At 53.8% G+C, this 13184-nt stretch carries 11 protein-coding genes; 10 read left to right on the top strand and 1 reads right to left on the bottom strand.

Annotated features, from left to right (window positions below; genetic code table 11):
- Positions 1-41: 41 nt before the first annotated feature.
- The 7 genes from araD to VF260_07995 all read left to right on the top strand — a co-directional run bounded on the left by araD (position 42) and on the right by VF260_07995 (position 9167).
- Positions 42-746 carry an L-ribulose-5-phosphate 4-epimerase gene (araD, locus tag VF260_07965; GenBank protein ID HEX7057114.1) on the top strand — a complete coding sequence of 235 codons (705 nt, stop codon included), beginning with the start codon at positions 42-44 and terminating at the stop codon, positions 744-746.
- The gene (locus tag VF260_07970) at positions 739-2424 is read left to right on the top strand and encodes a ribulokinase (GenBank protein ID HEX7057115.1); all 1686 of its coding nucleotides are present in this window, start codon (positions 739-741) and stop codon (positions 2422-2424) included. Before araD ends, VF260_07970 begins: the two co-directional genes overlap by 8 nt.
- A gap of 16 nt (positions 2425-2440) precedes the next feature.
- Positions 2441-3931 (top strand): L-arabinose isomerase, encoded by a 1491-nt coding sequence (gene araA, locus VF260_07975; GenBank protein ID HEX7057116.1) that lies wholly within the window; start codon positions 2441-2443, stop codon positions 3929-3931.
- An 81-nt stretch (positions 3932-4012) separates the two neighbouring features.
- Positions 4013-6484, top strand: a complete 2472-nt coding sequence (locus tag VF260_07980) for a family 78 glycoside hydrolase catalytic domain (GenBank protein ID HEX7057117.1) — start codon at positions 4013-4015, stop codon at positions 6482-6484.
- Positions 6485-6644: 160 nt separating this feature from the next.
- Positions 6645-7400 carry an IclR family transcriptional regulator gene (locus VF260_07985; protein ID HEX7057118.1) on the top strand — a complete coding sequence of 252 codons (756 nt, stop codon included), beginning with the start codon at positions 6645-6647 and terminating at the stop codon, positions 7398-7400.
- Between the two features lie 46 nt (positions 7401-7446).
- Entirely contained in the window at positions 7447-8220 is a 774-nt protein-coding gene (locus VF260_07990) for a glucose 1-dehydrogenase (GenBank protein ID HEX7057119.1), read from the top strand.
- A 35-nt stretch (positions 8221-8255) separates the two neighbouring features.
- Positions 8256-9167: a fumarylacetoacetate hydrolase family protein gene (locus tag VF260_07995; protein HEX7057120.1), complete on the top strand. Its 912-nt coding sequence runs from the start codon at positions 8256-8258 to the stop codon at positions 9165-9167.
- A gap of 54 nt (positions 9168-9221) precedes the next feature.
- On the opposite strand, the gene VF260_08000 is transcribed toward VF260_07995, so the two are convergent.
- Positions 9222-10031 carry an AraC family transcriptional regulator gene (locus tag VF260_08000; GenBank protein ID HEX7057121.1) on the bottom strand — a complete coding sequence of 270 codons (810 nt, stop codon included), beginning with the start codon at positions 10029-10031 and terminating at the stop codon, positions 9222-9224.
- A gap of 176 nt (positions 10032-10207) precedes the next feature.
- Here VF260_08000 and VF260_08005 point away from each other — a divergent pair, with 176 nt between their 5' ends.
- From VF260_08005 to VF260_08015, 3 genes are read left to right on the top strand one after another with little or no spacing between them, the layout of a single operon-like run.
- Positions 10208-10972, top strand: coding sequence for a sugar phosphate isomerase/epimerase (locus tag VF260_08005; protein ID HEX7057122.1), 765 nt, complete (start codon positions 10208-10210; stop codon positions 10970-10972).
- Positions 10969-12051, top strand: coding sequence for a Gfo/Idh/MocA family oxidoreductase (locus VF260_08010; GenBank protein HEX7057123.1), 1083 nt, complete (start codon positions 10969-10971; stop codon positions 12049-12051). Before VF260_08005 ends, VF260_08010 begins: the two co-directional genes overlap by 4 nt.
- 15 nt (positions 12052-12066) lie before the next feature.
- On the top strand, positions 12067-13035 hold the full coding sequence (locus tag VF260_08015; protein ID HEX7057124.1) for a sugar phosphate isomerase/epimerase: 969 nt from the start codon (positions 12067-12069) through the stop codon (positions 13033-13035).
- The last annotated feature ends 149 nt before the right edge of the window (positions 13036-13184 follow it).

Genomic DNA, 13184 nt, shown 5'->3' on the forward strand with positions numbered 1-13184 from the left:
ATAATAGGCATATAAACTGCTTTAAAAAGGAGGGATTGCAATTGTTGGAACAATTAAAAGAAGCGGTGTTGACCGCGAATCTGGAGCTTCCGCGGCGGCGGCTCGTTATGTTCACCTGGGGCAATGTGAGCGGCATTGATCGCGAACGCGGGTTGATGGTCATCAAGCCGAGCGGGGTAGCATACGAAAAGCTGCGGCGCGACGATATGGTGGTAACCGATCTGGACGGCAACGTTGTGGAAGGCAAATTGCGCCCGTCCTCCGATACCCCTACACATGTTGTGCTGTATAAAGCATTTCCGCAAATCGGCGGAGTCGTGCACACGCATTCGCCGTGGGCAACCAGTTGGTCGCAGGCCGGCATGGGGATACCGGCGCTCGGGACGACGCACGCCGATTATTTTTACGGAGAAATTCCCTGTACGCGCAAAATGACGGAGGCGGAAATTACCGGAGCGTATGAGCGGGAAACCGGCAATGTCATCGTGGAGACGCTGAACGGGCTCGATCCGCTGCAGATGCCGGGCGTGCTCGTGCATAGCCACGCGCCGTTTGTCTGGGGCAAAGATCCCGCCGATGCGGTCCATCATGCGGTTGTGCTGGAAGAGGTGGCGAAAATCGCGGCGCGCGCCTGTGCGCTCAATCCCCGTGTGCAGCCGATGGACCAGACGTTGCTGGATCGCCATTTTTTGCGTAAACATGGAGCGAATGCATATTACGGGCAAAGGGTGAGCAGTCATGGCTAAAAAGTACGCAATCGGCATTGACTACGGCACGCAATCGGGGCGCGCCGTGCTTGTCGACCTTGCCGACGGGACGGAAGTAGCCGATCATGTCACGCCTTATCCGCACGGCGTAATCGATGAGGTGCTGCCCGATACGGACGTGAAGCTGGAGCCCGATTGGGCGCTGCAGCATCCGGACGACTATATCGCGGTATTGCGGCAATCCGTGCCGAATGTTTTGCAGTCGTCCGGTGTGGACCCCGCTCACGTGATCGGCGTCGGGATCGATTTTACCGCCTGCACGATGGTGCCGGTAAATCAGGACGGCGTTCCGCTCTGTCTGACCGATCCGTACAGGAAAAACCCGCATAGCTGGGTGAAACTGTGGAAACATCATGCGGCGCAGGACGAAGCGACGCTAATTAACGAAATTGCGGCCAGGCGGGGAGAGAAATTCCTGCCGCGCTATGGGGGGAAGATTTCTTCCGAATGGATGATCGCCAAAGTGTGGCAAATTCTGAATGAAGCGCCGGAAATTTATGCCGCAACGGATCGTTTTTTGGAATGTACGGATTGGGTCATTTTTCGTTTGACAGGCAACATTCTCCGCAACAGCTGCACAGCCGGTTACAAATCCATCTGGCACAAAAAGGACGGATATCCTGGCAAAGATTTCTTCAGAGCGCTTGACCCGCGCCTCGAAAACCTGACGGAAACCAAACTGCGCGGCGAGATTGTTCCGCTCGGGACAAGGGCGGGCGGTTTAACGGCGGAAATGGCGGCGCTTACAGGATTGCTGCCGGGAACCTCGGTGGCGGTCGGCAATGTGGACGCGCACGCTGCCGTACCGGGAGTGGGCGTCGTCACGCCGGGCAAACTGGTGATGGCAATGGGCACTTCGATCTGCCATATGCTGCTTGGCACCGAAGAAAAAGAAATCGAGGGCATGTGCGGAGTGGTCGAGGACGGCATTATTCCGGGGTATCTCGGTTATGAAGCGGGGCAATCGGCAGTCGGCGATATTTTTGAGTGGTATGTCGAAGAAGCCGTACCCGCATATGTGAAAGAAGCTGCGGCGAAACAAGGAATCGGCGTCCACGCGTGGCTGGAGCGGAAAGCGAGCGCTTACCGGCCGGGGGAAACGGGGTTGTTGGCGCTCGATTGGTGGAACGGGAACCGCTCCGTGCTGGTGGACACCGATTTGACCGGGCTTTTGCTCGGCTGCACGTTGCTGACGAAACCTGAGGAGATTTACCGGGCGCTTTTTGAAGCTACCGCCTTCGGCACGCGCAAAATCATTGACGCTTTTCATCATAATGGAGTGCCGGTCAATGAACTGTATGCATGCGGCGGATTGCCGCAAAAAAATCAGCTTTTGATGCAAATTTACGCCGATGTTACCAATCGCGAGATCAAAATTGCCGCTTCCCGGCAAACCCCCGCGGTCGGCGCTGCGATGTTCGCGGCGGTTGCGGCCGGCAAACAAAACGGCGGATACGATACGATAGTGGAAGCGGCGCAAAACATGGCGCGCGTCCGGGACACGACGGTTAAGCCGGTTCCGGAGCATGTGGCAATCTATGACCAGCTGTATCGGGAATATTCCCGATTGCACGACTATTTCGGGCGCGGCGAGAACGACGTGATGAAGCGCCTGAAGGCGTTGAAAGAAACAACGCGCCGCAACACAAACGGATAATCGGGAGGTAATGACAATGCTGCAAATCAAACCTTATTCTTTTTGGTTTGTCACGGGCAGCCAGCACTTGTACGGACCGGAGGCATTGGCGGAAGTGGCGGCTAATGCGCAAAAAATGGCCGAGGATATGGACCGCGACGAAGCAATTCCGTTTCGGCTCGTATACAAATCGGTGCTAACCACACCGGAGGCAATCCGCAGGCTTTGCCTCGATGCAAACGCCGACGACGACTGTGCGGGCATCATTACGTGGATGCATACATTTTCCCCGGCAAAAATGTGGATCGCCGGTTTGACGCAGCTTGCGAAACCGCTTTTGCATTTGCACACCCAATTTAATCGGGATATCCCGTGGAATTCGATCGACATGGACTTCATGAATTTGCACCAATCGGCGCATGGCGACCGGGAATACGGATTTATCGGCGCGCGTTTGGGCATCTCCCGCAAAGTCGTGGTCGGGCACTGGGAAGACGGGCTTATCCGCCGCCGCATAGGCGGGTGGATGCGTACGGCTGTCGCGTTCGCGGAAAGCCGCGCGCTTAAAGTGGCGCGTTTTGGCGACAATATGCGGGAAGTCGCTGTTACTGAAGGCGACAAAGTCGAAGCGCAAGTCAAATTCGGCTGGTCGGTGAACGGTTACGGCATAGGCGACCTGGCCAAGCGGATTGATGCCGTTTCCGACGCGGAAGTGGACCGCTTGATGCGGGAATATGCGGAGCGGTATGAGATTGTGCCGGAAGGAAAAAGCCCTGGCGCGGTTCATGAGGCGATTCGTTACCAGGCGCGCCTTGAGCTTGGTTTGCGCGCATTTTTGCAGGAAGGCAATTTCAGCGCGTTCACCGACACGTTTGAAGATCTGCACGGTTTGCGGCAGCTGCCCGGGCTCGCTGTGCAGCGCCTCATGGAAGACGGATACGGGTTCGGCGGCGAGGGCGATTGGAAGACAGCCGCGCTTGTGCGCATCATGAAGATTATCGCCGACAATAAAGGGACATCATTTATGGAAGATTACACCTATCATCTTGATCCGGACAATGAACTGGTACTGGGCGCGCACATGCTGGAAATCTGCCCGACCATTGCGGCGGATAAGCCGCGAATCGAAGTGCATCCGCTTGGCATCGGCGGCAAGGAAGACCCGGCGCGGCTCGTGTTCAACGGCAAAGCAGGCAGCGCGGTGAACGCCTCGATCATCGATTTGGGCAGCCGTTTCCGCCTGATCGTAAACGAAGTCGAGGCGGTTGCGCCGCCGCATGCGATGCCAAAGCTGCCGGTGGCGCGCGTGATGTGGAAGGTCCGGCCAAATTTGCAAGATGGCGTCGAGTCCTGGATCCTGGCCGGAGGAGCACACCATACGGGCTTTTCCTATGCGGTCACATCCGAGCAGTTGGCGGACTTTGCGGAAATGGCGGGAATCGAGTGCGCGATTATCGGCGAAGGGACGAAACCGCAGGCGTTCCGCAACGAACTGCGGCTAAACGACCTGGCATGGCGCTTGCGCTAAAATTTTTTTTCGGAAAGATGAACATCGCGGCGAATAAGGTGTAATATGGGAGTCGGAACAATCTTTGAAAGGAGCGCAACCATGTTACAGGCAGACAAACTCCGCTGCGAATATTTGGAAAACCCGATTGGCATCGATGTGCTTTCGCCCAGAATCAGCTGGCAGCTGCGCTCTGACGCAAGGGCGGTGCTGCAGCGAGCATATCAAATTCAAATTTCCGAACAGCAATCATTTGCGCATATTATCTGGGACACGGGCAAAATTGTTTCCGATAAATCCCTTCACGTTGTATTAGCAGGCGTACCGCTGAAGGCGCGCACGCGCTACCATTACCGCGTCCGCATTTGGAGCGATGGCGATGAGACGTCGGATTGGGCATACGCCTATTGGGAGACGGGGCTTCTTGCGCATGAGGCGTGGCAGGCGGAGTGGATCAGCGCTCCGCTCGCGCCGTTTTCACCGGAGATGTGCGCATGCCCTTTATTCCGCCGCGGCTTTATGGTTTCAGGCGAAGTGGAGACCGCACGGATTTATGCGACCGCGCTCGGGCTTTACGAGCTGCGGTTGAACGGCCGCCGCGTCGGAAACAGTTATTTTACCCCCGGTTGGACAAGCGGCGGCGACCGCTTGCATTATCAGACGTACGATGTTACGAATCTTTTGCAGGCGGGCGAAAACGCGCTTGGCGCAATTCTCGGCAATGGGCGGCATAAAAGTTATCATCGGCAGGATGAAGGGCATTCGTTCGGCGAGCGCCCCGCGCTTCTGTTGCAATTGCACATTGTTTACCGTAACGGGCGCGAAGATGTCATCGTGTCCGACGGAAATTGGCAGACGGCGGATAGCCCGATTATGCAGTCAATAGTCGATCATGGCGAAACGTATGACGCCCGCCTGGAAAAACAAGGTTGGGACAAGACCGCGTTTGGCGAAGACATCTGGCGCGCTGCGGATGTTCTCCCGTATCCGAAGTCGCTTATAGTGGCGCAGGTAAACGAGCCGATCCGCAAAATCGAAAAAGTGAAACCCGTGGCGATTATCACGACTCCGCAAGGCGAAACGGTGCTTGATATGGGTCGAAGCATGGTGGGCTGGGTGCGTTTTACGATTCGCGGCGAAGCCGGACAGGAAGTGTCGCTCGAGCACGGCGAGTCGCTGGATCGCGACGGCAATTTTGCGCGCGGCCCATTGCACGGCGAAAGGCAAATCATGCGATACATTTTAAAAGGCGGGGCCCCGGAAACATTTCAGCCGCATTTTACGTTCCAGCGCTTCCGCTATGTGAAGTTGTCCGGTTTCGGCGAATCGCCCGACCTTGCCGATTTTGCCGGCATTGTTCTGCACGCCGATATGGAGTCCGTCGGATATTTTGTATGTTCCGAGCCGCAGGTGAACAAACTGCTGCATCAGATCGTCTGGGAACAAAAAGGCGATTTTCTCGATTTTCCGGGCAATAGCCTGCGCCGGGACGCTCGCACCGCCACTTATTTTTTCAACGTTGCGCCGTTCTTCACCAACTGGCTGCATGACTGGAAATCCGTTTATGCGAGCCAAGACGCCGTTCAACCGGCAATCCGCAACCTGCCTGGCAATAATGAGGCATTATCGCCGTGGGACGGCGCGGCGGCAGTTGTTTACCCGTGGGTGTTGTACGAATGCTATGGCGATGTGCGCATTTTGGAACAGCAATATGAAAGCATACAGGCGTGGACGGATTATGTTCGCGCGCAAACAAGCGGCAAACGTGTCGAGTCTGAGGAAGATTTCATTGCGTTTGCCTTTTACGCGTATTCTTTGTCGCTTGCCGCCAAAACCGCCGCGATCCTGAACAAGAATGCCGATGCGCAAGTCTATGAAAAATTGCATGCAGATGTTGCGGAAGCGTTCCGGCGGAGTTTCGCAGCCGAAGCCGAAAAGTTGCCGGCTCCCGCTCTATATGTGCATGCGCTGGCGCTTATGTTTGGTTTGATCGACGGCGCGGAAAAAGATTTGGCGATCCGCAAGCTGCATGATGGGCTTTCGGATATTGACGGCCCCAAAGCCGCCGCATTCACCGCTGCGCCTTACCTGTTTTTTGCGCTAAGCCGATTTGGCGAGATGGAGTTGGCGTACAAGCTGCTTTTGCAAACCGTCCCCGAGCCAACGCCGCGTCATCCAAATTGTTTGCATCCGTACGCAATCGGCACGATCGGCGAATGGTTGTTTCGTTGCGTTGCGGGAATTGATACGGACGAAGACCAGCCGGGATACAAGCATATCCATATACACCCGCAACCGGGACCCGGTCTTGCCTGGGCGGAAGCGAAACTGGAGACCATGTACGGTACGGTTGGCGTCGGTTGGCGGCGTACAGGGTACGATACGATGGAGTATTCCGTGATGATTCCGCCCAACACGACCGCTACGGTATTTTTGCCGAATGCGAAAGCGGACGAACTTTTGGAGAGCGGAGCCGGCGTAAGGCAAGCCGACGGCATATCTTCCGTTACCCCGATGGAAAACGGCGTGTATTTATGCGTCGGCTCGGGGAATTATCACTTCACGCTCATGTGACCCAACCATGACGACATATTCCCGGTGGTTATCCGCCGGGAATTTTTTGGCTTTGCGATTGGCGTTCGCTTTGCCGCTTGCGGCGGAATCGATAAAGTGCTATTTTTATTATAAAGGATATAAAACCGGGTTTAGTATAATAAACCGAGAGGCGGAGTGAATGGAGCAAAAATATTGGGTTCCGGCGGTTAAAAAAGCGAATGATGTGCTGCAAATCCTGGCCGCTGAACCATATCAAAACAAATTGATTGATTTGTCCAAACGCTTGCAAATTAACAAGAGTTCCATGTTTTCCCTGTTGCAAACGATGGAGCGCCTGGGGTGGGTTGTTCGCGACAAGGGAGACACTTATGCTTTGGGCGCCATATTCGGCCAATGGGGGAATGCTTATTTTAAGCAATATGATTTGATCCGGAACTTTCACCTGGAGGCGATAATAACGAAGGAGGCGGTGGGTGAAACCATTCAACTGGCGAAACTGGAGCGCCATGAAATTCTTTATCTTGCCAAAGAAGAGGCGCCGACCCCGGTGCGGCTCGCTTCGGAACCGGGAATGAAATTTCCCGCGCATGCGACCGCTTTGGGAAAAGCGATGCTGGCTCAATTGCCGGATGATGAACTGAAAGCTGTTTATGCGAATGTACCCTTGCGCAGCCTTACTCCTCATACCATCTCGTCTTTTGCCGAGTTGGTTCGGAATTTGCGTCAGGTTAAAGAAAATGGGCTTGCGTTCGATCTTGAGGAAGCGGTAACCGGCTTTTGCTGCGTGGCGGCATTTGTCAATGCCGGCCCGCTGGGGCTGGCCGCCGTAAGTTGCTCCATCCCTGTTCACCAGTGGGAGATGAAAAAAGAGCGGGCCGCGCAAGCAATTCGCCAACTGGCGGCACGATTGTCGTTAAGCGGCAACGCACCTTAGGCTTCACACTTTAATGAATATACAGCATAAAAGGAGACGAATGCCCGTGAGACTGAAAGAGAAAATCGCATTAATTACCGGCTCCGGTTCGGGAATCGGCAAAAGCAGCGCGCTGCTGTTCGCCAGGCATGGCGCGACCGTCATCGTCAACGATTTGCATGCGGACAATGGTAACGAAACGGCGGAAGAAATCCGCAGGGAAGGAGGAGAGGCCAAGTTTATTCAGGCGGATGTGACCGATCCCGCTTCTGTTAAAGAAATGGTTGAATCCATCATCAGGATGTACGGCCGCATCGATGTCTTATTTAACAATGCCGGCATCAGCGGCGTAGGGGCCTTGCATGAAATCGAACCGGAGCAATGGGATCGCATCATCGAAGTCAATATTAAGGGTGTGTTTCTCCCTTCCAAATTTGTTATTCCCCATATGATGGAACGTAAGTCGGGTACGATCATCAATATGTCTTCTTGCATCGCGGAGATCGGGTTGGCAAAACGGGCTTCCTACGCGGCGACGAAAGGAGCGGTGCTCGCGCTCACCAAATCGATGCAGGTCGATTATGCCCCGTATAATATTCGAATCAATGCGCTCTTGCCAGGCACCATTTTGACCCCTTTCGTGGAAAATTATTTGAAAACTTCGTATGCCGATCCAAATGCGGCTTTCGAAGCGCTTAAGAAACGCCAGCTAAGCGGACAATTGGGCAGACCGGAAGACGTTGCGCAAGCGGCGTTGTTTCTGGCGTCGGACGAATCGAAATTTATGATGGGTTCTCCGCTGTATATCGACGGCGGGGCCACTTTCGGGAAAAACGCTTAAAGATTCCTATTTACATGACGCGGGAGGATAATGCGATGAAACTGCTTACTTTTGTTGAAAACGGAAATGAATGCCTGGGCGTTAAAACAGAACATGGAATTGTGGATGTGAAAGCGGCGCTTTCCGTCATACCCGCTGAAAAAGCGGTCGCAAGGTCGGTGCACGAGGTGATTGCAGGCGGCCCGGAAGCCGTGGCGGTGTTGCGCGAGTTTGTCGAAAAAGCCGTGGCGGAAGCGAAAGCGGGGAAACCCGCAAAATATATGCTGGACGAGGCTGCCATTACATTCGGACCGTGCGTCCCGCATCCGCAAAAAATCATTTGTGTGGGCCTGAACTACCGCAAACATGCGGAGGAAACCGGCGCGCAGATTCCGGAATACCCGGTTTTATTCAATAAATTCAACAATACGTTGACCGGCCACGGCGCCGATGTTGTGCTGCCGAACGTTTCCAGGAAAGTTGATTATGAAGCGGAACTCGTTTTGGTAATCGGCAAAAAGACGAAAAATGTCGCGAAAAAAGACGCGCTGAATCATGTTTTCGGCTACTGCAATGTCAACGACTTGTCGGCGCGGGATTTGCAGATGCGAACATCGCAATGGCTGCTCGGCAAAACGTGCGACGGCTTCTCGCCGTTAGGGCCGTATCTGGTAACGGCGGATGAAGTGGAAAATCCGAATAATCTGGCCATCCGCACCATTGTGAACGGCGAAGTGCGCCAGCAGTCCAACACTTCCGATATGATATTTCCTTGCGACGAACTTGTTAGCTACATTTCCCGGCATTTTACACTTGAACCGGGCGACATCATTTTAACAGGGACTCCGGAAGGGGTTGTCCTGGGGTACCCGGTGGACAAACAGGTTTATTTGCAGGATGGCGACGTGGTCACAGTTGAAATCGCGGGGCTTGGTTCGCTGACCAATCGCATGGTGAAAGAGGTTTAATTTGCCGAAATACAAATCGGCGTACGAGGATCGTTGGTTCGGGAACCTGACCTGTCAGTACTCCGAGTATTTGTTTCGGTACTGTTTCGGCGACAGGCCGAAGTGCTCGCGGAAAACCCGGAAAAAGTACGTGTAGCTGGAAAATCCGGAAGTTTCGGCAATGACGTGCAAGGGCACCGGGCTGTAAATTAACCGCTCCCGCGCCAAATGCAGCCTGACTTCCAACGTATACTGCATGATGCTTTTGCCGAATGTTTGCTTGAATAAATGAACGGCTCTGGAGACGCTGACGCCGGCTGCGGCGGCGGCGTCTTCCAGTTTAAACGGAAATGCGGAATTTTGTTCGATGTAGCGTTTGATGCGCTGCGCCACATATGCTTTGCCTTCGCCGGGCAGTTCGGTCAGCATCCGATCGATGGTAAGGCAGATGATTTTCGTATAGTGGAGAAGGATTTCATCCGACCGCCGGGCAGGCTTGCGCTGTTCCGCGACGAGTTGGCGAAACAGCGAGATCAGGTTGTCGTTTAACTGGATATTCAGCTTTTGCGGGCGTTTTTGCTGTTTCCACCATTCATCCATCCACGGTCCCCGCGCAAACAAATAATAGTCCCCGCTCGCGATTTCCGCGGTTGGATCAGAGAGCGAATCGCGATTGATAATCAACTCGTACGGCTCGCCCATGCCAAAAATCAGCAGATCGCCGGGAACGATTTTCTGCAGCCTGTTGTCAACGCGCATGATGCTGGTTCCTTCCGTCTGCAAGCGAAACAAATAAAACTTCAGACGCTCCGTTTTGATCGAATATGGTTTTTTATGAAAAGAATAGCCGGAAGAAAGCACGTTTAAATCAGCTTGAATAGGCATGTTTGCGCGCACCTCCCTATTGGAACGAGTCATTGGCCGATACCAGAATTATAGAATGATATCGTAAAAATTGCAGCCAGATTTATCATATTTATTCGGTTTTTATCATGGTGCGGCGCCAAGAAAAATGATATTTATAATTCGAGGTTTACTTTTGGATAAGCGAAGGTGATTGAATGAAAATAGGATTGCAACTCTACACGCTGCGTGCGGAAATGGAACGGGACTTTGTCGGCGGGTTGCGCAAAGTGGCGGAAATCGGCTACGAGGGCGTTGAATTTGCCGGTTACGGCGGCCTTTCTCCGGTCGAGCTGGGAAAAACACTGGATGAATTGGGACTTAAGGCTTTAGGCAGCCACATTTCTTATGAAAATTTGCTATCGGAAGAACAATTCCCGCAGGAGATGGCTTACTGCCGCGAATTGGGCATGCGTTACGCGATTATCCCTTATTTGCAGGAAAAATACCGTGCGGACGAAAACGTATTGGCCGAGACTTTGCGGAATTTTGCTCATATAAGCGAAAAATGTTCGCGCCATGGTGTGCAACTTTGCTATCACAATCACGATTTTGAGTTCAGCCAAACATTCGCCGGGACTACTTTGTTCGACACCATTTTTGCGCGCGTGCCGGAACACCTTTTGCAAGTTGAACTGGATACCTGCTGGGCGCACTACGCCGGGGCTGATCCGGTCGCGGTGATGCGCAAATACCGCAATAGATTGCCGCTTGTGCATCTGAAAGATTTGCGCAGGGAAGAAGGCAAGCCGCTAACGGTTGAATTGGGCCAGGGTGAAGTGAATGTAGGGGCCATCATTGCGGCGGCAAAAGAGCTTGGGGTGGAATGGGCGATCGTTGAACAGGACACATGCATAAACCCGCCTTTTCTTAGTGTCGCCGCCAGCATGAATTGGTTGATCAAAGGAGGATATACGGGATGAGTGACAAAGTGAGAGTGGGAATTATCGGTTGCGGCGGCATTGCGTTTGGAAAGCACATGCCAAGCTTGGCCAAACTGCCGCACGTGGAAATGGTCGCGTTCAGCGATACGTTTGAGGAGAATGCGCGCAAAGCGGCGAAACAATTCGGCGGGGATCATGCGCTCGTGACCGCTTCGTACCAACGGCTGTTGGAGGATAAGACGATCGATGTCGTGCATATATGCACGCCAAACGACACGCACGCGGAAATAACGGTCGCCGCGCTGGAAGCGGGAAAGCACGTCATGTGCGAAAAACCGATGGCCAAAACCGCCGCGCAGGCGCGGGCGATGCTGGAAGCGTCCCGCCGGACGGGCAAAAAGCTGTGCATCGGTTACCAAAACCGCTACAGGCAGGACAGCCAATTTTTAAAACGGGTGTGCGAAAACGGGGAATTGGGCGAAATTTATTTTGCCAAAGCGTTGGCGATCAGGCGCCGCGCCGTGCCGACCTGGGGCGTTTTTCTCAATGAACAATTGCAAGGCGGCGGACCGCTGATCGACATCGGCACGCACGCGTTGGATTTAACCTTGTGGCTGATGGACAATTACAAGCCAAAACGCGTAGTCGGTTCCGCTTACCACAAGCTTGGCAAACGGGCCAACGCGGCGAATGCCTGGGGACCTTGGGATCCGCAGAAATTCACCGTCGAGGACTCGGCGTTCGGCTTTATCACAATGGAAAACGGCGCATCGATTGTCCTCGAGTCGAGTTGGGCGCTCAATACGCTGCAAACAGGCGAAGCGAAAACAATCCTGTGCGGCACGGAAGGCGGCGCGGATATGGAAGACGGCTTGCGCATCAACGGCGAGCGCTATGGCAAACTGTTCACCAACAAGATCCAGTTGGGCGCAGGCGGCGTAGACTTTTATGAAGAAAAAAGTGAAAGCCCCGCGGACATGGAAGCAAGATTATGGATCGAAAGCGTCATCCATGACCGCGAACTCGTGGTAAAACCGGAGCAGGCGCTTGTCGTAACGGAAATTTTGGAAGCGATCTATGAAAGCTCGCGAACCGGGAAAGCCGTATATTTTGATTAAAGGAGGCGGAAAAACATGAAACTTGGCGTATTTACCGTGCTTTTTTCGCAAAAAAGTTTGGAAGAGGCGTTGGATTACATAGCCGCTGCCGGTCTGGACGCGGTCGAGATCGGGACGGGCAATTATCCGGGCAACGCGCATTGCAACCCGGACGAACTGCTGCAAGATGAAACGAAGCTGCGCGCGTTCAAAAAAGCGGTGGAGTCGCGCGGGCTTGTCATCAGCGCATTGAGCTGCCACGGCAACCCGCTGCATCCGCAAAAGGAGATTGCCAAAGCGTATCACGAGACGTTCATTAAAACGGTTGAGCTTGCCGAGAAGTTGGAAGTGCCGGTTGTCAACAATTTTTCCGGATGCCCCGGCGACCACGAAGGCGCCAAATATCCGAACTGGCCCGTTGCGCCATGGCCGAACGACTACCAGGAAGTGCGCAAATGGCAATGGGAAAACAAAGTGATTCCGTATTGGACGGAATGGGGCAAATTTGCCGCGGATCATCATGTGAAAATAGCCCTGGAACTGCACGGCGGTTTTTCGGTGCACACGCCGGCCACGCTGCTGGAACTGCGCGAATATGCGGGCGAAGTGATCGGCGCGAATCTCGACCCCAGCCATATGTGGTGGCAGGGCATCGACCCCGTCCAGGCCGTGCAAATATTGGGCCGCGCAGGCGCCATCCATCATTTTCACGCCAAAGACACGTCGATCGATCCAAGCAATGTCAATAAATTCGGTTTGACCGACATGCAGCCGTACACCAACATGCTGGATCGCGCCTGGCAGTTCCGTACGGTCGGTTACGGGCATGATTTGAAAACGTGGGCGGATATCATCAGCGCGCTGCGCTTGACGGGATACGATTATGTCGTCAGCATCGAGCATGAGGACGGCTTGATGTCGATCGAAGAAGGCTTTACAAAAGCGGTGAAAAATTTGCGGCAAGTGCTCATCAGCGAGCCATTGGGCGATATGTGGTGGGTATAGCCTTAAACTGATCTTAAAACTGCCCCTTCAACCGTTAGAGGCGATCTGGCGTTGGAGGCGCAGTTTTTTTGTGATTTCATAAATCAGGTGTTGACGCGGAAATGTTGGATATGGTACCCTTTGATTAAAGGTTTAATCAACTTTGTTTA

Source organism: Bacilli bacterium (genome assembly GCA_036381315.1).
In the GTDB taxonomy this organism is placed as follows: Bacteria; Bacillota; Bacilli; order Paenibacillales; family KCTC-25726; genus DASVDB01.

Coding starts and splice junctions, on each gene's coding strand:
- VF260_07970 (HEX7057115.1), top strand. CDS start 739: ATGGCTAAAAAGTACGCAATCGGCATTGACTACGGCACGCAATCGGGG.
- araA (HEX7057116.1), top strand. CDS start 2,441: ATGCTGCAAATCAAACCTTATTCTTTTTGGTTTGTCACGGGCAGCCAG.
- VF260_07980 (HEX7057117.1), top strand. CDS start 4,013: ATGTTACAGGCAGACAAACTCCGCTGCGAATATTTGGAAAACCCGATT.
- VF260_07985 (HEX7057118.1), top strand. CDS start 6,645: ATGGAGCAAAAATATTGGGTTCCGGCGGTTAAAAAAGCGAATGATGTG.
- VF260_07995 (HEX7057120.1), top strand. CDS start 8,256: ATGAAACTGCTTACTTTTGTTGAAAACGGAAATGAATGCCTGGGCGTT.
- VF260_08000 (HEX7057121.1), bottom strand. CDS start 10,031: ATGCCTATTCAAGCTGATTTAAACGTGCTTTCTTCCGGCTATTCTTTT.
- VF260_08005 (HEX7057122.1), top strand. CDS start 10,208: ATGAAAATAGGATTGCAACTCTACACGCTGCGTGCGGAAATGGAACGG.
- VF260_08010 (HEX7057123.1), top strand. CDS start 10,969: ATGAGTGACAAAGTGAGAGTGGGAATTATCGGTTGCGGCGGCATTGCG.
- VF260_08015 (HEX7057124.1), top strand. CDS start 12,067: ATGAAACTTGGCGTATTTACCGTGCTTTTTTCGCAAAAAAGTTTGGAA.